The sequence below is a fragment of the Mesorhizobium sp. CO1-1-8 genome (genome assembly GCF_020164875.1).
In the GTDB taxonomy this organism is placed as follows: domain Bacteria; phylum Pseudomonadota; class Alphaproteobacteria; order Rhizobiales; family Rhizobiaceae; genus Mesorhizobium.
Genome location: NZ_JAIUGZ010000010.1, coordinates 162,236 through 183,822, shown reverse-complemented (window position 1 = coordinate 183,822; position 21,587 = coordinate 162,236). Strand labels below are relative to the sequence as shown.

Sequence of the window (21,587 nt, the reverse complement as noted above, 5' to 3'; positions counted from 1 at the left end):
GATGGTATCAGGCCTTACTCATCTCGGCGCGCAGGGCGAGGCCAACATGGTCGATGTCGGCGACAAGGAAGAAACAACGCGCACGGCGATCGCCGAAGGCTTTGTTGCGATGCGGCCCGAGACCCTGAAGGTGATCCTCGCCGGCAACGCCAAGAAGGGCGATGTGCTCGGCACCGCGCGCATCGCCGGCATCATGGCGGCGAAAAAGAGCCATGAGCTGATCCCGCTCTGCCATCCGCTGCTGCTGACCAAGGTTTCCGTCGACATCGAACCCGACCATGCTTTGCCGGGCCTGAAGGTCACTGCACTGGCGCGCGTCACCGGCAAGACGGGTGTCGAGATGGAAGCGTTGACGGCAGCCTCGGTAGCCTGCCTGACCATCTATGACATGGCCAAAGCAGTAGATCGCGCCATGGTCATCACCGGCATCCGCCTGGTCGAAAAGACCGGTGGCAAGTCGGGTGACTACAAGGCGAGTTCCTGATGGCGCTGGTTCCTATCGCGGAGGCGCTTGAACGCCTGCTCGATGGTGCGGCACCTCTGGCCGGCGAAAGCGTTCCTCTGTTCGAGGCGGTGGATCGTGTTCTGGCCGAACCGGTCGTGGCACTCCGCACCCAACCGCCTTTCAATGCTTCCGCCATGGACGGCTATGCGGCGCGCGCCGCCGACGTGGCGTCGGTTCCATCGAAACTATCGGTGATCGGCATGGCGCCGGCTGGACGTGGTTTTGCCGGTAGGGTCGGGAAGGCACAAGCGGTGCGTATCTTCACCGGCGCGCCGCTGCCCGAAGGCGCCGACACCATCGTCATCCAGGAGAATGTCCGCGAGTTGGGCGGTGGTGAAATCGAAGTGACCGAGCCGACGGCGCAATGGCGCAATATTCGCCGCATTGGGCTCGATTTTTCAACAGGCGATATGTTGCTGGAAAAAGGTCGCCTGCTCGACCCGGCGGCACTGTCGCTGGCAGCATCGGCCAACCATCCCCAGGTCAACGTGGTGAAACGGCCGCTGGTCGCCATTATCGCCACCGGCGACGAATTGCTGCCGCCGGGCAGTGATCTCGGCCCAGACCAGATCATCTCGTCCAATGCCTATGGCGTCGCTGCCACCGCACACTCGGTCGGCGCCCGCGCGCTCGATCTCGGCATTGCCGCCGATCGCAAGGAGGCCATCGCCGCACTGGTCAGACAAGCGGTCGCGGCCGGTGCGGATGTCATCGTGACGCTTGGTGGCGCCTCGGTCGGCGATCACGACCTGATCCACGACGTGCTGACCGGCGAAGGCATGACGCTCGGCTTCTGGAAGATCGCCATGCGGCCCGGCAAGCCGCTGATGTTCGGCCGGCTCGGCGACATCAGGTGCATCGGCCTGCCTGGCAACCCGGTGGCAAGCCTGGTCTGCTCGCAACTGTTCCTGAAGCCGCTGCTGGCGCGGCTCGGCGGCCGCAATTATCGCCAGGATATACGTCCGGCGCGATTGGGTGCCGCAATGCCGGCCAATGATTTGCGCCAGGACTATGTCCGAGCCGTGGTCAGGGAAGATGACGGCGTGCTGGTGGCCACGCCGTTCGGCATCCAGGATTCCTCGATGCTGAGAATGTTGGCCGACGCCAACGGACTGATCGTGCGGGCGCCGTTTGCCCCCGCATCGGCTGCGGGCGAGGCGTGCAGCGTTCTGATGCTGCGCTGAGGAATCCCAGCAAGCTCTTCAAAACAGACGAGAAAATGATCTCTTCCCTATTCCGAGATCAAGGTCCGTGTCAGCGGATGCGTTGGATCGGCGAGGCCGTCGACGATGTCGTAATGATGCCGGTCGGGCTCAACCACGGTGCTGGCGGTGGCGCCAAGGCCGGTCCAGATGTTGGCAAGCAACGCATTCTGGCGAAGGAATTCGGCGCGCTCGCCACCACCGGCCCAGCAGGTGATGCGGGCACCATCCATGGGCCGCAGCAGCGCCGGGCTCTCAGTCAGCGCCTCGTGCTCGTCAATAGCCAGCGCCGCATTCATGCCGGTGCGCATGAGCGGACGCAGGTCATGCAGGCCGGAAATCGAAACGACATGGCGTATGCGCCGCGCCACATCGGCCGCCAGCGGCGTTGTTGTCGTCACCATCCGCGTCACTAGGTGACCGCCGGCCGAATGTCCGGTCAGCATCAGTGGTCCCCCAACTATTGCCGCTGCTTTGCCGATCGCCGTGCCGATTTCCTGGACTATGCCGGCAATGCGTATGTCCGGGCACAGCGTGTAGGACGGCATCGCCACGGCAAAGCCGCTGCCGACCGCGCCATTGGCGAGGTGCGACCACAAGCTCTTGTCGGTCTCCAGCCAGTAACCGCCATGGATGACCACCACGAGCCCCTTGGGCGCGGCCTCGGGAAGGAAAAGATCGAGCCGATTGCGCGGCCCTTCGCCATAGGCGATGTCGAGCCGTGCCCGGCCCTCTGCCGAGAGCGCATCACGGAATGCTTGCGCCGGTTCCGCCCACGCGGCCGGCCAGCGGTCGCTGCCGGCGATGTTCGCGCCGTTGGCATAGGCGCTGTCCCAATCGGCAATGTGACGCTCCAGCATCGGCACCCTCCCCCGGAATGGCATCGTTTCCGCTAGCAATGGCCACCGCCGTGGCGCGCGTCAATGCTCCAGAACAAAACATTTTAGGCTTGAAACAAATTTCGACTGGTGCGATCCTGCCCCGACGAACAGCCGGCAATGGGAGGTCTGCTGTGCTGCCCAAACTGCAAGGTGCACTCTTTCTGGGGGCATCCCCTGAGCAGGTGCGACGGCGGCACGAAGCCTCCTCAAAACAGGACCTTTAGATTAACCACATCCGGCCAGGCGCCTCGCGCACTGGCCGTCCAGCAGATGGGATAGCGGCGACATGCTTGGGCCTTCAGCGCATATCGACACGTTCACGCGCGATCACCTGCCGCCGCCGGAAGAATGGCCCGATATCCTGCTCGAGGGCTTCGACTATCCCGAAAGCCTCAACGCCGGCGTCGAACTGACCGACAGGCTGGTCGAGAAGGGCCTCGGCGACCACACTGCGCTGATCGGCAATGGCCGCCGCCGCACCTACAAGGAACTCTCCGACTGGACGAACAGGCTGGCCCACGCGCTGGTCGAGAATTATGGCGTCAAGCCGGGCAACCGGGTGCTGATCCGCTCGGCCAACAACCCTGCAATGGTCGCCTGCTGGTTGGCTGCCACCAAGGTCGGCGCCGTGGTCGTCAACACCATGCCGATGCTGCGCGCCGGCGAGCTCGCCAAGATCGTCGACAAGGCGGAGATCAGCATCGCGCTCTGCGACACCAGGCTGATGGACGAGATGACCGCCTGCGCCAAGGACAGCGCCTTCCTCAAGCAGGTCATCGGCTTCGATGGCACCGCCAACCATGATGCCGAACTCGATCGTGTCGCCCTCGACAAGCCGGTGACGTTCACTGCCGTCAGCACCGGCCGCGACGATGTCGCCCTGCTCGGCTTCACCTCGGGCACAACAGGCGTGCCGAAGGCGACGATGCATTTCCATCGCGACCTCCTGATAATCGCCGACGCCTACGCCCGCGAAATCCTGGAGGTGACGCCGGACGACATCTTCGTCGGCTCGCCGCCGCTCGCCTTCACATTCGGCCTCGGCGGCCTCGCAATCTTTCCCCTGCGCTTCGGTGCGGCGGCGACGCTGCTGGAGCAGGCCACGCCACCCAACATGATCCATATCATCGAGACCTACAAAGCAACGATCTCCTTCACCGCACCGACTGCCTACCGCGCGATGCTGAAGGCCATGGATGAAGGTGCCGATTTGTCGTCACTGCGCGTTGCCGTTTCGGCCGGCGAAACCTTGCCCGCTCCGGTTTTCGAAGAGTGGACGCAAAAGACCGGCAAGCCGATCCTCGACGGCATCGGCGCCACCGAAATGCTGCACATCTTCATCTCCAACCGCTTTGGCGACATGAAGCCCGCGTCGACCGGCAAGCCGGTGGGCGGCTATGAGGCGCGCATCGTCGATGATGAGATGCGCGAGGTGCCGCGCGGCACGACCGGCAGGCTGGCGGTGCGCGGCCCGACCGGCTGCCGCTACATGGCCGATGACAGGCAGAAGGAATACGTGCGCGACGGCTGGAACATCACCGGCGACACCTTCACGCAGGACGAAGACGGCTTCTTCCATTTCGCCGCGCGCTCCGACGATATGATCGTCAGCGCCGGCTACAACATCGCCGGCCCCGAGGTCGAGGCGGCGTTGCTGTCACATCCCGACGTTGCCGAATGCGCTGTCATCGGCGCAGACGACGCCGAGCGCGGCCAGATCGTCGAGGCGCATGTCGTGCTGGTGCAGGGCGTCGCGCCTGACGCTCTCACCACCAAGCGCCTGCAGGACCACGTCAAAACGACGATCGCCCCTTATAAATATCCACGGTCAATAAAATTCATCGCCGCTCTGCCCAAGACCCAGACCGGCAAGATCCAGCGCTTCCGGCTGCGCACGGAGAAAATCAATTGAGCGATCCCTACAATTCGGCGTCCGAAGGCGCCCAGATGTCGTTCAAGGAGCGCATGTCCTACAGCGACTATCTGCACCTTGAGAAAGTGCTGGAAGCACAGATGCCGCTGTCATCGGCGCATGACGAGATGCTGTTCATCATCCAGCATCAGACCTCCGAGCTCTGGATGAAGCTCGCTCTGCACGAGATTGGCGCCGCGATCCGCTCGATCCGCGCCGACCGGCTCGAGCCGAGCTTCAAGATGCTGTCGCGCGTCGCGCGCATCTTCGAGCAGCTGAACAATGCCTGGGATGTGCTGCGGACGATGACGCCCAGCGAATACACCGAGTTCCGCGACGCGCTCGGCCAGTCCTCGGGTTTCCAGTCCTGGCAGTATCGCGCCATCGAGTTCATGGCCGGCAACCGCAACCTGGCCATGCTCGGGCCGCACAAGCACCGGCCGGACCTGAGCGGAAAGCTGGAAGCCATCCTGGCCGAGCCATCGCTCTACGACGAAGCGCTGCTGCTTCTGGCGCGCAACGGATTCGACATCGGTGCCGATGCCAGGCGCACGGATTGGCGTGAGACGCGAACCGAGAATGAAGAGGTGCTGGTCGCCTGGCAGACCATCTACCGCGATCCGCAGCGCTACTGGATGTTCTACGAACTGGCCGAGAAGCTGGTCGACTTCGAGGATTATTTCCGCCGCTGGCGCTTCAACCACGTCACCACGGTCGAGCGCATCATCGGCCTGAAACGCGGCACCGGCGGCACGTCGGGTGCTTCGTATCTGAAGAAAATGCTCGAGGTCGTGCTGTTCCCGGAGCTGTGGGCGGTCCGCACCCGGCTCTGACATCATCGAAATGAGGACAGGCTCACCGAAGGGACGCTCTGTGGCGGAAAACCCTTCGCTAACAACCGGGGACTGACCGACCATGAGTGGAATTCCTGATCTCGCCGCAATCGAAGCGATGGATGCCACGGATCCGCTGCGGGCCATGCGCGACCGTTTCATTCTGCCGGAGGGGGTGATCTATCTCGACGGCAATTCACTGGGGGCAGCGTCGAATGCCGTTTTCGGCGAGCTGCAGCAGGCGGCGACCCAGGAATGGGCCCAGGATCTTATCCGAGCCTGGAACACGGCGGGATGGTTCGAGATGCCGATCGAACTCGGTGGCCAGATTGGACGCCTGATAGGAGCCGCGGCCGGCCAGACCGTCGTCTGCGACACGACGTCGACCAACATCTACAAGGTGCTGCATGCAGCGCTGGAGATGCGGCCCGGCCGGTTGGCCATCGTCGCCGAGGGTGACAGTTTTCCCACAGACCTTTACATCGCCGAAGGCGTGGCCTCGACCCGGGATGGCGTCCTGCTGCGCCTCGCGGGTATCGACGCGCCGACCATCGAAGAGCTGATCGACGAAAACGTCGCGGTGGTGCTGGTCAACCACGTCAACTACAAATCGGGTGAACTGCGCGACATGGCGGCGCTGACGCGCAAAGCTCATGCGGCCGGAGCGCTGATCGTCTGGGATCTTTGCCACACCGCCGGCGCCCTGCCCGTCGAGCTCGATCACGCAAATGCCGATTTCGCCATCGGCTGCACCTACAAGTACCTCAACGGCGGTCCGGGAGCGCCGGCTTTCATCTATGCCGCGCAGCGCCACCACGGCGATATCACCCAGCCACTTAGCGGCTGGTGGGGCCATGCGCGGCCCTTTGCCTTCGAACGGGGTTATGTCGCCGGCACAGGCATCCGCCGCTTTCTGTGCGGCACGCAGCCGGTCCTGTCGATGCGGGCGCTCAAAGGTGCGCTTGCCATCTGGAACGACGTCGACATGGCGGAACTGCGAAAGAAGAGTGTCGCGCTGACCGAACTGTTCATCCAGCTCGTCGAAGCCAAGTGCGGCGCCTACGGTCTCACGCTGGAGACCACCCGCGACGCGACCAGGCGCGGCAGCCAGGTGTCATTCCTTCACGATCATGGCTATCAAATCATGCGGGCGCTGATCGAGCGCGGGGTGATCGGTGACTTCCGCGCCCCATCAACCATCCGTTTCGGCTTCACGCCCCTCTATGTCGGCTACAAGGATGTGTGGCTGGCGGTTGAGGTGCTGGAAGACATTCTGCGTACGGGCGCATGGAAGGACCAGCGTTTCGCCGTCAAGGAGGCCGTTACCTGACGCACCGATCCCGGCGATCCGCCGTCGCTGCCCTCTCTGCCTGGCAGATGACGGAGAACTGAATTTCCAGCCGCAAATGCCAGCCGAAGTTGGCGTTTTGGCTCCGTTTCGTTCACGGCAAACGAGTGCCCCGAAGGTCGCTATCGTCCCTTGTCGATGTCGATCGACAGGTAATGCCAAGCCTTGCTAGAGGATAAGCCACAGGTCATTAACCATAATAATTTCAATATGAGCAACGCATCGCCGTGGTTGGCGCCCATCGATCGCGACCCGCTGGCAACCGCCAAATAATTTCAGCGGCCTTAACAAATTCATTAAACTTTAAACGGTTGCAGAACACTACTGGAACAGATAGTGTTTGTTCTGGGTTTGTTTTTCGATTCTGGTTTCAGGTAATCTGGGGGCCGCCATGCTGACACGCAAGCAACATGAACTGCTGATGTTCATCCATGAACGCCTGAAAGAGAGCGGCATTCCGCCCTCCTTCGACGAGATGAAGGAGGCACTCGACCTTGCCTCCAAATCCGGGATCCATCGGCTGATCACGGCGCTCGAGGAGCGCGGCTTCATTCGCCGGCTGCCCAATCGGGCACGCGCGCTGGAAGTGCTGCGGTTGCCGGACTCGATCGCGCCCGGCCTCAACGCGGCAAAGAAGTTCTCGCCAAGCGTCATCCAGGGCAGTCTCGGTCAGGGTGGTGCTCTTGGCCGGCAGATCAAGCCGGCGCCTTCGCGGATGCCCTCGCCTGGCAATGACGACGATGCGGTCTCCGCCGTGTCGATACCGGTGATGGGCCGCATCGCCGCCGGCGTGCCGATCGATGCCATCCAGCATCAGACGCATTCGATCTCGGTGCCGCCGGACATGATCATGGGCGGCGCGCACTATGCGCTGGAGGTTAAGGGCGACTCGATGATCGACGCCGGCATCTTCGACGGCGATACCGTCATCATCCGCAATGCCGACACGGCAAGCCCCGGTGAGATCATCGTGGCGCTGGTCGATGAAGAGGAAGCGACGCTGAAGCGGTTCCGCCGCAAGGGCGCCTCGATTGCGCTCGAAGCCGCCAACCCGGCCTATGAAACCCGTATTTTCGGCCCGGACAGGGTCAAGGTGCAAGGCAAGCTCGTTGGCCTGATCCGCCGCTACTGAGGCGGCTGCGGGTTGGCCACTGGCTTCTCGGGTTTCTTGAAGGGTGCCAGCCCCCGCGCCTCGCGAGAGTATTTGCGTTGCGTGTGCCAGGGCCGATATGGGCTGTCCACCGCGAAGCTGATCGTCGCCGGCGTGGTCGCCGATTGGCGATCGAAGAAGATCGCGGCGCTTCCTTTGCGAGCCAGTTGCCGCTTGGTGATGACGAGAACCAGCGGGTTGTGACAGGCGTCATAGGCGGTGGCGTCATTGATGACGATCAACTCGGCGAAGCCGCAGGCTTTCCAGGTGTCCTTGCGGTCCTCGACATAGGCAATGATTGCACCGGACATGTGCCTGGCCACGCAAACGCCTGAGGAGCAATAGAACGGCGATCCCGGCGGTAGCTCAACGGCATCCGCGACGTCGAATTGCCCGTCGCTGTTGTCGAACACCTCCGGAACGACGATGGTTTCTGATGTCAGCGCGCGTTTCCAGTTGTCGACGGTGAATTCGTTCGGCCGTTCCCGGCTGACGGCAAGCTCACCGCCACCGATCGGCAACGCCACCAGCCGGGCGTCTTCCGAGATCAGCACATCCGGCGTGCGCGTATCCGAGACGGTCAGCAGGCCGGCAATCGCGAACGGAAGAGCCGCAAGCCGCAGCCATGTCGTCGTCATCGTCGCAATGACCAGGGCAATCGCCACCAGCAGGACAGACTGCTGCGAAATCAATCCGACCCCATCGACCGGCGAACGCTCGGAAATCCATCCGGACATGGCGATCATCGCCGTCAGGCCCTTGCTCATCACATAGAGAAAGGGTCCATCAGCGCCGAATGGCATTGCCAGCGCGCTGAGCACGGCGAAAGGCATGACAACCAGTGACACGATCGGCATGATGGCCAGGTTGGCGAACAGGCTGAGCGGCGACACCCGCTGAAAATGCCAGATGGCAAACAGCGTCGTGGCGCTTCCGGCGATGATCGAGGTCATGGCAAGGCCGGTTGCCGCCAGCAGGACTTTTCGCGTCAGGAAACCGGGCATGGATCGCTTTGGCGGCGGCGGTCTTGCTTTTCCCGCGCGGTGATCCGACCAGCCGGCATAGGCGCCGACCAGCGCCGCGGTCGCGGCGAACGACATCTGGAAGCTCGGGCCGACAACCTCGTGCGGCGACACCACGATGACGGCGATCGCCGAGATCGCCAGATTGCGCATGGTGAGTGCTGCTCGATCGAACAGCACGGCAATCAGCATCACCGCCAGCATGATAAAGCTGCGCTCGGCGGCAACGACGACGCCAGAAATGATGAGATAGGCGGCGATCGAGAACAGTGCGGCGGCAGCGGCATACTTCTTGACCGGGCGACGCGCGGAAAAGTCGGGAAACAAGGCGAAGGCGCCGCGCAGCAATCCCATGATGGTGCCGGCGACCAGCGCCATGTGCAGTCCCGAAATGGAGATGATGTGGTAGATGCCGGTACGTCGCATCGCCTCATTGATGTCATCGGGAATGCCGGCGCGCACGCCGACGATGAGCGCCGCGGCGATCTCGCCTTCGGCGCCGCCGACGCTCGCCCTGATATGGTCGGCGATGCCTTCACGGGCATTTTCCACGCTAGAGGATATTCGGGCTGACAGCGGCATGTCGCCATCATCGCTGACGACAAGCTTTGGATTGCCGAGAAAGAACCCGCTTCCGCCGATGCCGGCAAAATAGCTGTCGAAGGAGAAATCATAGCTGTCCGGTCGCACCGGCCCGGTCGGCGGCAAAAGCTTGGCATATCCAGTGATGAGGGAGCCGGCGGTCACGTCAGCCGGGATCTTGCGTGCCGAAAGCCGCACCCGTTCCGGCGCATAGCGCAGTTTCGGCCGGGCGGTCGAGGTCACGTCGATGGTCAGCCGGATACGGCCGCTCTCCATACGGTCGAGCGAAACGACGCGGCCGGTCACCTGCGTCGAGATTTCCGAACCGAGCATCTGCGTTCCCGCCCGCCATGTCTCGACCTTTGCAGCGAGCAGGCCGAGCGCGCACAAAAGTGTGGCCATGGCGCACAGATGCGTCTTTGGCCATGAACGCGAGACCAGCGCGCAGATCCCCGTCAGAATGACAACCGCGACAGGTCTCGCAAAGTCAGGTTCCGCCGCCAGCGAAAAATAGCCAATCGCTCCGATCGCCAGGCAGACCGGCACCAGCAGGAAGGCTACACCCCGGTCGAGTTCCAAGCTCGCCGCCATGTTCACGCTGTGGCGCAGGCGAGGCAGTGATGTCAGGCCGATCTGCCGGCGCACGCGCACGATCCTGCCGGTTTCGGCAACAGGAACAGAGGCAGCGACATCCGTTTGCAAGGGCGCCTTGCCGGGATCCGGCACCAGGGGTGACGGCGGCGGCAATGAGGCTGGCAGAGGCACAAACAGGGACCGTTCGCTGACGCCAATGGCAGCGTCCTCGCCCCGATCCGAGCCCCAGCCTCGTCCAGCCATCGGGTCTGCCCCTTGCGCCCTCGACACCCTATGCTACATGAACGCGCAAAGCGCGAAAGTCCGCGCGACCGCACCCCGCTTCAGATGGTTTCCGAGAGTTCCATGTCCGACAAGGTCGTCACCCGTTTTGCCCCTTCGCCCACCGGCTATTTGCACATAGGCGGCGCGCGCACGGCGCTGTTCAACTGGCTGTATGCAAAGCACACCGGCGGCACGATGCTGCTGCGCATCGAGGACACCGACCGCGAACGCTCCAATGAAGCCGCGACGGCTGCCATCCTCGACGGGCTTTCCTGGCTTGGTCTGAGCTGGGACGGCGAGCCGGTCTCGCAGTTCGAGCGTGCGCCGCGCCACCGCGAGGTGGCCGAGGAACTCGTACGCATGGGCAAGGCCTATTATTGCTATGCCACGCCAGCCGAACTGGAGGCCATGCGCGAGGCCGCCAGAGCCAAGGGGTTGCCGCCCCGCTACGACGGCCGCTGGCGTGACCGCGACCCCTCTGAGGCGCCCGCAGGCGCCAAGGGCGCCATCCGTATCAAGGCGCCGACCGAAGGCGAGACCATCGTCCATGACCGTGTCCAGGGCGAGGTGCGCTTTCCCAACAAGGATCTCGACGACTTCATCATCCTGCGTTCGGACGGTAACCCGACCTACATGCATGCCGTCGTCGTCGACGATCATGACATGGCCGTCACCCACATCATTCGCGGCGATGATCATCTGACCAATGCCGCCCGCCAGACCGTCATCTACAACGCCATGGGCTGGAACGTGCCGTCCATGTCGCATATCCCGCTGATCCACGGTGCCGATGGCGCCAAGCTGTCGAAGCGGCACGGCGCGCTTGGCGTCGAGGCCTATCGCGCCATGGGCTACCTTCCGGAGGCGCTGCTCAACTATCTGGCGCGCCTTGGCTGGAGCCATGGCGACGACGAGATCATGTCGATCAAGGACATGATTTCCTGGTTCGATATAGGCGACGTCAACAAGGGCGCGGCGCGCTTCGACTTCGCCAAGCTGGAGGCGATCAACGGCGCGCATATGCGCCGCATGAGCGATGCCGAACTGTTCGACATCTTCATCGCCACCCTGCCCTATCTCGAAGGTGGCCCGGCGATCGCAGCGCGCCTGAACGACAGCACCAAGGCGCAGTTGCTGGCAGCGCTTCCGGGCCTGAAGGAGCGCGCCAAGACGCTGGTCGAGCTCGTCGATGGCGCAGCCTTCCTGTTCGCCACGCGACCGCTGCCGATCGACGACAAGGCGGCCCTTCTGCTGACCGACGATGCCCGCAAGATCCTGCGCAGTGCTCACGAAGCTTTGAACGGGCTTGCGAGTGACTGGACCGCCGCATCGGCGGAGTCGGCGATCCGCGAGGTGGCAGCAGCCGGCAGCCATAAGCTCGGCGCGGTGGCCCAGCCTTTGCGCGCCGCTTTGACCGGCAAAAGCACCTCGCCCGGCGTGTTCGATGTGCTCGCTGTGCTCGGCCGCGACGAAAGCCTGGCGCGCATCTCAGATCAAATCGATTAGGAGCAAACTGGCCCAAGAAGATTGGCATTGAAAGGCGGGTTTCGCAGTGCAACATTAGGCCTTGGCCCAATCTGGCACGCACCTCCTGAAATGCGGTGGCGAATACGCGCATTGCGGTGATTTTCGACGTGTCGCTCTGCAGAATTTTGCCTTTGCCGGCATGAGGAAACAAGAAGGAGTTTGCAATGACCGAAGCTGCGAAAAAACTGGATTTGGGCGGCAAGACCCAGGAGGCCACGGCAACGCTTGAATTCGCCGGCAAGACCCATGAATTCAAGGTGCGAAGCGGTTCGGTCGGACCTGATGTCATCGACATCGCCTCGCTCTACTCCACCACCGGCGCCTTCACCTACGATCCCGGCTTCACCTCGACGGCAAGCTGCGAATCCGAAATCACCTTCATCGATGGAGACGCCGGGATCCTGTTGCACCGCGGCTATCCGATCGACCAGTTGGCCGAACACGGCGACTTCCTCGAGGTCTGCTATCTCCTGCTCTATGGTGAATTGCCGACCAAGGCGCAGAAGGATGATTTCGATTACCGCGTGACGCGCCACACCATGGTGCATGAGCAGATGTCGCGCTTTTTCACCGGCTTCCGCCGCGACGCGCACCCGATGGCGGTGATGTGCGGCGTGGTCGGCGCGCTGTCGGCCTTCTACCACGACTCCACCGACATCTCCGACCCCTACCAGCGCATGGTTGCCTCCATGCGGCTGATCGCCAAGATGCCGACGATCGCGGCGATGGCCTACAAATACCACATCGGCCAGCCCTTCATTTACCCGAAGAACGAGCTGAACTTTGCCGCCAACTTCCTGCACATGTGCTTTGCCGTGCCGTGCGAAGAATACAAGATCAACCCGGTGCTGGCGCGCGCCATGGAGCGCATCTTCATCCTGCATGCCGACCACGAGCAGAATGCTTCGACCTCGACCGTTCGTCTCGCTGGCTCGTCGGGCGCCAACCCGTTTGCGTGCATCGCCGCCGGCATAGCCTGCCTGTGGGGACCCGCGCATGGCGGCGCCAATGAAGCGGCGCTCAACATGCTTGGCGAGATCGGCCATGTCGATCACATCCCCGAATTCATCGCCCGCGCCAAGGACAAGGACGACCCGTTCCGCTTGATGGGCTTCGGCCATCGCGTCTACAAGAACTACGATCCGCGCGCCAAGATCATGCAGAAGACGGCACATGAGGTTCTGGGCGAGCTCGGCATCAAGGACGATCCGCTGCTCGACATCGCCATGGAGCTGGAAAAGATCGCGCTGACCGATTCCTATTTCATCGAGAAGAAGCTCTACCCGAACGTCGACTTCTATTCCGGCATTACGCTGAAGGCGCTGGGCTTCCCCACCACCATGTTCACCGTGCTGTTCGCGGTCGCCCGCACCGTCGGCTGGATCGCCCAGTGGAAAGAGATGATCGAGGATCCGCGCCAGAAGATCGGCCGCCCGCGCCAGCTCTATACCGGTGCGCCGGAACGTGATTACGTGCCGATCGCCAAGCGGTGATCGAGACTGTCTGGACTGAAAAAGGCGCCCTCAGGGCGCTTTTTTTATGTGACGAAGCACAACGCCTGCCGCTGTCTCACCGGAAGGCTTGTCGGTCGCCATACGCTGCGTGATTTCGGCAAAGCCTTGCTTCTGCCAGGCGCGATAGGCGGTGTCTGAAAACAGCGCCTCGAGCTGTCGCGCCAGATAGCGCGGCCGCACATATTGGTTGTAGTGCTCCGGCACGAGCGGCTGGTCCGCAATCAGGTTGGGCAACGCAGCACTCCACACCGTGACCAGCCCCTGGACCATCCGCATGACTGGATCAAGCCTGTAGCAAGAGATCATCGGCACGCCCGACAGGGCCAACTCCAGCGACACCGTTCCCGATGCTATCAGCGCCGCATCCGCCTTGCCGAAGGTCTGCCATTTGCGCTCGGGGTCAAGGATGATCTCTGGTTTTTCATCCCAGCGCGCGACCGAGATCCTGACCACGTCGGCGACATGCGGCACCGTCGGCAGAAGCAGGCGCAAGCGGTGTCCGCGCGCACGCAGGATCGACACTGTCTCGCCGAACGGACCGATAAGCCTGCTCACCTCGCTGCGCCGCGAGCCGGGCAGGACAAGCAGTGTCTTGACGCGATCCCCCGACAGGTCGCGCGGCAGGCTTTGCGCCTTGGCAGCACCCAGCACGCCTGGATCATGCGCAAGGCGATGTCCCACATAAGTGCCGGGCGGGCCGCCCAGGCGGCTCAGTTCCTTCACTTCGAAAGGCAGTATGCAGAGAACATGATCAACATAGGGCTTCATTGCCACCGCCCTGCCCGGTCGCCACGCCCAGACACTTGGGCAGACATAGTGGATGATCGGTATCGCCGGATCCGTGGCGCGGACCTTCCTGGCCACACGTAGCGAAAAATCCGGGCTGTCGATGGTGATGAGACAGTCGGGTTTTTCAGCCGCGACAGCACTTGCCGTCTGGCTGATCCGCCGCATCAGACGCGGCAGATCACGCAGGATGGCGCTGAACCCCATCAGCGCGATATCAGCTCCGTCGAATAGCGGGACCAGTCCAAGCGCCTGCAAATGACGCCCGCCAATGCCGACAAGCCTGATATCGCGACCGGTTGCACGCTTCAACGCCCCGATAACGTCGGCGCCGAGCAGGTCGCCGGATTCCTCTCCGGCGACGATGGCGATCTTCAGTGGGGTTTCACCGGCCATGCGCACGCTCCATGGCAGGCAGACCGATCACGAACAGGCCAAGCGCATCGGCGCGCGCAATGACGACAGGACCTTCCAGAACAAGTGAGCGGCCGGCTTCGACGGCAATGCCGACCAGTCCGGCAGAATGCGCTGCCTCGACCGTTTGCGGACCTATCGAAGGCAGATCGGCTCGCAATTCCTGCCCAGGCTTCGCGCATTTGACAAGGACGCCACGCGTCCTGCCGGCAAGCCTGCCATGGCTGCGCAGTTCCTTTGTTCGCTGGAGCAGCCCATCAGTCCCCTCGATGCCCTCCAGAGCGATGGCGCGACCACCAATAGCGATCGCTGCCTGACCAATATCGAGCGCGCCGATGGCTTTCGCCGCCGCATAAGCGGCTTCGATGTCACGTCGATCCGATTTCAGAGGCGCAGCCTTGGTCAGCACACCCTCGACAGCGACAAGATCCGGCACGACCTGATGGGCGCCGACGACCTTGATACCGCGAGCCTCGAGACCGCGTGTCAGGAGCTTCAGCAAGCCGTCGTCGCCGCGGGCGAGCGCCACCATCAGTGTGGGTATCAGCGAAAGCAGGCCGAAGCTCAACCGCATGTCGGTCAGTTTCGGCCGGCGTCTGATCTCACCGGCCAGCACAAGGTGGGTGATCTTCCGGCGTTTCAGCAATGAAGCCAGCGCGCCGATCTGTTCGAGAGCAAGGCTCTCATGCTCATATCTGTAAAGTTCCGATCCACGGTCGACCTCGCCTTCGACCATGACGATGAAAGGTGAATGTCGATGCCTCTCAAGACCTTCGGCGACTTCCACCGGGAGATGGCCACCGCCGGCGATGACGCCTACCCTGGCGCCTGGTGCGAGAACGAGACCAGCGGTCTCAGTCTTCGTCATCGACATCGCCGCCATCGCCGCCCTTGAGCGACGGCACAGCATAGTGCCGCTTGCCGCGACTGGTGATGAAATCGATGATCTTCATGGCGGTCGGCGACGACGCGAACTCCGCCTTGGCGAACTCGATGTTCTCTCCAACAGTGCGGGAACGATCGAAGATCATCCTGTAAGCCTTGCGCAGCACAAGGATTTCGGACCTCGGCAGGCCGGAGCGCTTGAGGCCGATGATGTTGAGACCGCGCAAACTGGCGCGGTTGCCGACCGCTATGGCAAAGGGGATCACATCGCCGACGATCGCGGAGCAACCGCCCAGAAAGGCGTTGTCGCCGATGCGGACAAACTGATGCACTGCGGTCAGGCCGCCTATATAGACATTGTTGCCGACCTCGCAGTGGCCGCCCAGGGTCGCGCCATTGGCGAACGTCGCATTGTTGCCGACGACGCAATCATGAGCGATATGGGCGTAGGCGAGGAAATTGCCATTGTCGCCGACCGTCGTCTCGCCGCGGCTGGAATCGGTACCAAGATGCATGGTCACGCCTTCGCGGATCGTGCAGTTCCTGCCGATGACCAGGGTGGTGCGGCCGCCCTTGTGCTTGGTGTTCTGCGGCGGCGCGCCCAATGTCGCCATCGGGTAGACCTTGGTCGAGGCACCGATTGACGTCGCCCCCGTCACCGAGACATGACTGACCAGTTCGACGTCGTCGCCGATCACCACATCGGCGCCGACATGGCAGAACGGCCCGATGCGCACACCTTGGCCGATTTGGGCGCCTTCCTCGACAATGGAGGAAGCATGGATGGATGTCTTGATTTTCATAAGCACTCGATCGTCAGTCGCTGGTGACCATCATGGCTGAAATCTCGGCCTCGGCCGCCTTGGCACCGTCGACCATGGCTTCACAAGCGAATTTGAGCAGGTTGCCGCGTTTCTTGATTTTCTTGACATGGATCTTCAACTGGTCGCCGGGCACGACCGGTTTGCGGAATTTGGCGTTGTCGATGGTCAGGAAATAGACCAGTGAAGGCTTTTCGGTACCCAGGCTGCGGATACAGATGGCGCCGGCCGTCTGCGCCATCGCCTCCACGATGAGCACACCCGGCATGACCGGCTGCTCAGGGAAATGGCCCTGAAAATGCGGCTCGTTTATGGTCACGTTCTTGATGCCGACGGCGGATTCGTCGCCATCGATGTCGACGATACGATCGATCATCAGAAACGGATAGCGGTGCGGCAGGAGCTTCATCAACCCCATGATGTCGACCGCTTCCAGCGTCGTCGACGCGATCATGTCAGCCATTGCCTCCCTCGCCCTGTTTGCGGGTCCTGGCGAGCTTGCGCAGCATGGCTATCTCCCGCATGGCTTCCGCCATCGGCTGTGCCGGATAGCCGCCCCAGATCTCGCCTGCAGGGACATTGCTCATAAATCCACTTCTGGCGGCAAGCTTGGCCCCTGTCCCTATGGTCAGGTGATCCGCAAGCCCGACGCCGCCGCCCATGGTGACATTGTCACCCACGACCACAGAACCCGAAATACCCGAAAGCCCGGCTATTATGCAATTGCGGCCGATGCGGACGTTATGGGCGATCTGCACGAGATTGTCGATCTTGGTGCCTTGGCCGATGATCGTATCGGACATGGCGCCACGATCAACGGTGGTGTTGGAGCCGATCTCGACGTCGTCCTGGATAACGACGCGACCGATCTGCGGCACGCGCTCAGGACCCTTGGCCCCACCGACGAACCCAAAACCATCCTGGCCTATCCTGGCGCCGCCATGAATGATGACGCGATTGCCGATCAAGGCATACTGGATGCTGGCGCCTGGACCGACATAGCCGTCGCGGCCGATCTGGCAGGATTGCCCGATGACCGCGTTGGGCGCGATGACGGTACCGCTGCCGATCGAAGCACCCCGCCCGATGACAGCACCTGCCTCGATGACGGCACCGGCCTCGACATGCGCGGTCGCATCGACATGAGCGTGCGGCGAGACACCGGTTTCACTGGTCATCGGCCCTGGTGTCGCCGCCCTCGGAAACAGCAGACGCCCGATCAGCGCGAAGGCCTGTTGCGGACGCGGATGAACCAGAACAGCAACGCTTGCCGGCGCCTTGCCGGCAAATTCCGCCGGGCACAGGACCGCGGCTGCCCGCAGCGCCGGCATCAGCGCGGAATTACGCTTGCCGTCGACAAAGACGAGCGCATTCTCGCCGCCCTCGCTGGCCGGCGCGAGTGCTTCGATCGAAATATTGGAGTGGCCGGAATCGACGAGCACCGAGCCGGTCAGATTCGCGACTTCGCCCGCCGTATACCGGCGTGATGGCGCGAAGAACACCGGATCGGTCATTCCAGAAGCTATATCCAGCTAGGTCGGAACATTTCTCCCGGACCCTGAAGACCCGGGAGCATCGTTGGCCGCCGGTCAGAAGCGGGTCGATATGCCGAAGTTGAATTCCTGCACGTCGTCGCGCGCTTCCTTCTTGACCGGAATCGCATAGTCGATACGGATCGGACCGAACGGCGACGCCCACATCAAGCCGATACCAACAGAGGCACGCAGCTGCATGTCCGTTGACTCCTGAGCGACGCTTGTAACCTTGCTGCCATAGAGAGTGGCCGCGTCAGCAAACACAGCACCGCGAAGGCCGAAGCTTTCCGGAACGACTGGCAGCGGGAACTGGGCTTCGGCAGAGGCATTGAAGTAGGTCGTACCACCGAGATGGTCACCGGTGAGAGGATCCACAGGACCGATGCCGCCATAGGCGAAGCCACGGATCATGCGATCGGTGCTCTGGAACTGATCGAAGATACGCAGGCCGTCACTGCCATAACCCTCGACATGGCCGGCGCCGCCCGAAATAAGGCCGACAAGATCAAGCGACTCGGACAGCGTCTGATAGACGCTGCCGCGTCCCGTGATCTTCACGAACTTGGCGTCACCGCCGAGACCGGCCACTTCGACGGTCGTGTTGGCATAGATACCCTCATGTGGGTTCTTCATGTCGTCGATGGTGTTGTAGACCAGCCCGAGACTGACCGACGACTTGATCCAAGGACTCTGCTCTATACCATCAAGGATTGCGGTCGAGATATTGCAGGTACCGCTGGGGTCTGAATCAGTGGGATTGCAGCCGTCGTCAACTTTATATTTTTCCTGCGAGATGTTGTACGCCAACTGGGTCGTGATGCTGTCGGTGATCGGCAGGCCGAAACGAATCGTCGCACCTGTGGTATCACTGTCATAGTTGTTGTTGTATTCCCGCGTCGACTTATAGATGTCGAAGCCGGCGGCGATGCGCCGCCCGAGGAAATAAGGCTCTGTGAAGGACAGGCTGTAGTCGCGAGAATTCTTGCCGCCGCCCGCCGACACCTTGATGAACTGGCCACGGCCGAGGAAGTTGCGCTCGGTCACCGATCCTTCGACCGATGGTCCGGCCGTGTCGCCACCGGTCGAATAACCAGCGCCCACCGAGAACTCGCCGGTCGACTTCTCAACCACATCGACCACCAGAACGACCTGGTCGGGCTGCGAGCCCGGCACGGTCGAGATGTCGACTTTCTCAAAGTAATTCAGGTTTTCCAGGCGCTTTTTCGCGCGCTGGATGAGCACCTGGTTGAAGGCGTCGCCTTCGCTGACGTCGAACTCGCGGCGAATGACATAGTCACGCGTGCGATCGTTCCCGCGGATCTCGATGCGCTCGATATAGGCCTTGGTGCCTTGGTCGATCGTATAGACCACCGAAATGGTGTGGTTCTCGAAATTGCGGTCGCCGCGCGGAGTAACCTGCGCGAAGGCATAGCCGGAACCGGCCACCTTCTCGGTCAGCGCGATGATGGAATCCTCGACGTTCTTGGCGTTGTAGACGTCACCCTTGTGGGTCTCGATCACCGATTCCAGCGACTTGCCGTCGACTTCAGGGATCGTGCTCTCGACGCTGACATCGCCGAACGTGTAGCGGTCGCCTTCCTGGACGGTGATGGTGACCGTGTACTTGTTCGTCGCGCTGTCGAGCTCGCCGACGGCGGACACGACCTGGAAGTCGGCATAGCCGTGATTGTAGTAGAAACGGCGCAGCAACTCCTGGTCCGCGCGCAGCTTGTCATCGTCGTAGACGTCGTCGCGCAGGACGAAGGACAGCCAGGACGAGCGCTTGGTGTTGATGATATCCGCCAGGCGGCGACTGGAATAGGCGCTGTTGCCGACGAAATTGACCGCTGCGATCTGCGTGCGATCGCCTTCAGCGATGTTAAAGACAACATTTACGCGGTTGTCGCCAAGCTGCATGACCTGCGTGGTCACGGTCACATCGTCGCGACCAATACGCCGGTAGGCAGCCTTGACCGATTCCACGTCGGCATCGAGCGTCGCCTGCGAGAACGTTCCGCGCGGCTTCAGCTGCACCGCGGCCGCAAGCGCATTGTCCTTGAGCTTCTTGTTGTTCTGGAACAGCACCTGGTTGACAACCTGGTACTCGGCAACCTTGACCACCAGCGTCGAGCCGACCTGGTTGATCTGCACGTCCGAAAACAGGCCTGTACCGAACAGTGCCTTGACCGCACCGTCAATGTCGGAACTGGAGAAAGCCTTGCCCGGCTTGATGGTGATGTAATTGCGGATGGTCTCAGCGTCGATACGCTGATTGCCGCTCACTTCCACTCTGCTGACGACAGCGGCTTCAGCCGCCGATGTGGCAACGAACTGCACTGCGAGCGCGCCCGGCACGACCATGGCCGCGGACAGGGTCACCGCGGACGCGGCGCTTAGAAACTTGGATGCTGCCTTCATCGGGCTTAATAACCTTTTCTCGTAGTCCCCACGGCGAGAAAACCGGACGTGCGGTAATTTCCCCTACCGTATTAACCGGATTTTCCCTACACGCAAGGCTTCTGGTTAATTTGTATTTACTTAACCCTGCGGCGTGGCTTTCGCGTCACTCATATCCCCTGGCATGGTAAATGGCGTCTCAACATCGCCCACGCAGAGGCCAAATTTCTTCATGATTTCAGCACCCAAACAGATCGTTCCAAAAAACGAACCCCATAAAGCACAGCACCAGAAGTAACCCGGCCCGATAGGCCATTTCCATCATCCGTTCCGACACCGGACGGCGAATGACAGCCTCCACCCCGTAGAACAAGAGGTGACCGCCGTCGAGGGGGGGAATCGGCAAAAGGTTCAGAATTCCGATGCCAACGGATAGCAGTGCAACCAGCTGCACGAGCCATTCGAATCCCAGTTTCGCAGCCCTGCCCGCCATGTCGGCGATCTTCACCGGACCGCCCAGCTGACATTTGTCTTCGCGCCCGACAACAAAGCGCTGCAGGAACTGGCCGGTGCGCTGGATGACGTGACCGGTTTCCTCGACAGCCGCCGCGACCGCTCCGACCGGCGTGTAAGTGATGAGCCTCGGCTGGCCGAGTTCCTTGTTGTTGACGACACCGATCACGGCGACCTTGACCTTGTTGCCGAGCGCGTCTTCCTGTTCCATCAGCCGCGGCGCCGCGGTCACGGTGACCTCCCGGCCGTCGCGCAGCATGACGAAGGTGATTGCGTCGTCGGCACGGCCCGAGACCAGGCGTTGGACGTCGCCAAAGGTTTCGACCTTGTTGCCGTCGACGCTGACGAATCGGTCGCCGGGGAGAATGCCGGCCTTCGCCGCCGGGCTGTCGGCGGTCACCTCGGCCACCATGGGCTCGGCGATATAGCGGCCATAGGCGGTGAACAGCACGGAAAAGACGACGATCGTCAGCAGGAAATTGAACAACGGTCCGGCCACCACCGTTGCGGCGCGCTTCCAGATCGGCTGCGTGTGGAAGGCGACCTTGCGCTCTTCCTCGGTCAGCGTTTCAATTTCTTCCGACGTGGGCTGGCTCGATGTGGCGTTCATGTCGCCGACAAATTTGACATAGCCGCCAAGCGGTATCGCACACAGTTTCCAGCGCGTGCCGTGGCTGTCGTTGAAGCCGAAGAGTTCCGGGCCGAAGCCGATCGAGAAGGCCCTGACGCCGATGCCGCACCAGCGCCCGACAAGGTAATGGCCCATTTCGTGGACGAACACGACCACGGTCAGCACGAACAGGAATGGCACCAGCGTGCCGAGGACAAAGCCTTGTGTGCTGAAAAGCGCGTGAAGAATCTCGTTCAAGACAAACCCTCAAATTCTTCCACGGCGCAGACTG

Annotated in this window: 17 protein-coding genes; 8 read left to right on the top strand and 9 right to left on the bottom strand. The window is 62.1% G+C overall.

Annotation, left to right across the window (positions count from 1 at the left end; translation table 11 throughout):
- Position 1: 1 nt before the first annotated feature.
- Positions 2–484 carry a cyclic pyranopterin monophosphate synthase MoaC gene (moaC, locus tag LB558_RS20665; protein WP_224699218.1) on the top strand — a complete coding sequence of 161 codons (483 nt, stop codon included), beginning with the start codon at positions 2–4 and terminating at the stop codon, positions 482–484.
- The gene (gene glp / locus LB558_RS20660) at positions 484–1,689 is read left to right on the top strand and encodes a gephyrin-like molybdotransferase Glp (RefSeq protein ID WP_224699217.1); all 1,206 of its coding nucleotides are present in this window, start codon (positions 484–486) and stop codon (positions 1,687–1,689) included. Before moaC ends, glp begins: the two co-directional genes overlap by 1 nt.
- 47 nt (positions 1,690–1,736) lie before the next feature.
- On the opposite strand, the gene LB558_RS20655 is transcribed toward glp, so the two are convergent.
- The gene (locus LB558_RS20655) at positions 1,737–2,567 is read right to left on the bottom strand and encodes an alpha/beta hydrolase (RefSeq protein ID WP_224699216.1); all 831 of its coding nucleotides are present in this window, start codon (positions 2,565–2,567) and stop codon (positions 1,737–1,739) included.
- 307 nt (positions 2,568–2,874) lie between these two features.
- Here LB558_RS20655 and LB558_RS20650 point away from each other — a divergent pair, with 307 nt between their 5' ends.
- The 4 genes from LB558_RS20650 to lexA all read left to right on the top strand — a co-directional run bounded on the left by LB558_RS20650 (position 2,875) and on the right by lexA (position 7,813).
- Positions 2,875–4,500: an AMP-binding protein gene (locus LB558_RS20650; RefSeq protein ID WP_224699215.1), complete on the top strand. Its 1,626-nt coding sequence runs from the start codon at positions 2,875–2,877 to the stop codon at positions 4,498–4,500.
- Entirely contained in the window at positions 4,497–5,333 is an 837-nt protein-coding gene (gene kynA, locus LB558_RS20645; protein ID WP_263495331.1) for a tryptophan 2,3-dioxygenase, read from the top strand. The genes LB558_RS20650 and kynA overlap by 4 nt, the downstream gene beginning before the upstream one ends.
- Positions 5,334–5,415: 82 nt before the next feature.
- Positions 5,416–6,663 carry a kynureninase gene (gene kynU / locus LB558_RS20640; RefSeq protein ID WP_224699214.1) on the top strand — a complete coding sequence of 416 codons (1,248 nt, stop codon included), beginning with the start codon at positions 5,416–5,418 and terminating at the stop codon, positions 6,661–6,663.
- A 409-nt stretch (positions 6,664–7,072) separates the two neighbouring features.
- Positions 7,073–7,813: a transcriptional repressor LexA gene (lexA, locus tag LB558_RS20635; RefSeq protein WP_224699213.1), complete on the top strand. Its 741-nt coding sequence runs from the start codon at positions 7,073–7,075 to the stop codon at positions 7,811–7,813.
- Here lexA and LB558_RS20630 read toward each other — a convergent pair.
- The gene (locus tag LB558_RS20630) at positions 7,807–10,272 is read right to left on the bottom strand and encodes a ComEC/Rec2 family competence protein (RefSeq protein WP_224699212.1); all 2,466 of its coding nucleotides are present in this window, start codon (positions 10,270–10,272) and stop codon (positions 7,807–7,809) included. The two genes, lexA and LB558_RS20630, sit on opposite strands and share 7 nt — an antisense overlap.
- A gap of 102 nt (positions 10,273–10,374) precedes the next feature.
- Between LB558_RS20630 and gltX the strand changes: the two genes are divergently transcribed.
- Together gltX and gltA are read left to right on the top strand one after the other, a co-directional pair.
- Complete coding sequence (gene gltX, locus LB558_RS20625) at positions 10,375–11,799, top strand: glutamate--tRNA ligase (RefSeq protein ID WP_224699211.1); 1,425 nt, start codon at positions 10,375–10,377, stop codon at positions 11,797–11,799.
- Between the two features lie 185 nt (positions 11,800–11,984).
- Positions 11,985–13,313, top strand: a complete 1,329-nt coding sequence (gene gltA / locus LB558_RS20620) for a citrate synthase (RefSeq protein ID WP_109669032.1) — start codon at positions 11,985–11,987, stop codon at positions 13,311–13,313.
- A 30-nt stretch (positions 13,314–13,343) separates the two neighbouring features.
- On the opposite strand, the gene lpxB is transcribed toward gltA, so the two are convergent.
- From lpxB to rseP, 7 genes are all read right to left on the bottom strand, one after another.
- Positions 13,344–14,516 (bottom strand): lipid-A-disaccharide synthase, encoded by a 1,173-nt coding sequence (gene lpxB / locus LB558_RS20615; RefSeq protein ID WP_224699210.1) that lies wholly within the window; start codon positions 14,514–14,516, stop codon positions 13,344–13,346.
- Positions 14,506–15,402, bottom strand: a complete 897-nt coding sequence (locus LB558_RS20610) for an LpxI family protein (protein WP_224699209.1) — start codon at positions 15,400–15,402, stop codon at positions 14,506–14,508. The genes lpxB and LB558_RS20610 overlap by 11 nt, the downstream gene beginning before the upstream one ends.
- Positions 15,389–16,222, bottom strand: coding sequence for an acyl-ACP--UDP-N-acetylglucosamine O-acyltransferase (gene lpxA, locus LB558_RS20605; RefSeq protein WP_224699208.1), 834 nt, complete (start codon positions 16,220–16,222; stop codon positions 15,389–15,391). Before lpxA ends, LB558_RS20610 begins: the two co-directional genes overlap by 14 nt.
- A 13-nt stretch (positions 16,223–16,235) precedes the next feature.
- Entirely contained in the window at positions 16,236–16,703 is a 468-nt protein-coding gene (gene fabZ / locus LB558_RS20600) for a 3-hydroxyacyl-ACP dehydratase FabZ (protein ID WP_127268627.1), read from the bottom strand.
- Entirely contained in the window at positions 16,696–17,754 is a 1,059-nt protein-coding gene (lpxD, locus tag LB558_RS20595) for a UDP-3-O-(3-hydroxymyristoyl)glucosamine N-acyltransferase (RefSeq protein WP_224699207.1), read from the bottom strand. The genes fabZ and lpxD overlap by 8 nt, the downstream gene beginning before the upstream one ends.
- 75 nt (positions 17,755–17,829) lie before the next feature.
- Complete coding sequence (gene bamA / locus LB558_RS20590) at positions 17,830–20,193, bottom strand: outer membrane protein assembly factor BamA (protein WP_224699206.1); 2,364 nt, start codon at positions 20,191–20,193, stop codon at positions 17,830–17,832.
- Positions 20,194–20,410: 217 nt separating this feature from the next.
- Entirely contained in the window at positions 20,411–21,553 is a 1,143-nt protein-coding gene (gene rseP / locus LB558_RS20585; protein WP_224699205.1) for an RIP metalloprotease RseP, read from the bottom strand.
- Positions 21,554–21,587: the final 34 nt, after the last annotated feature.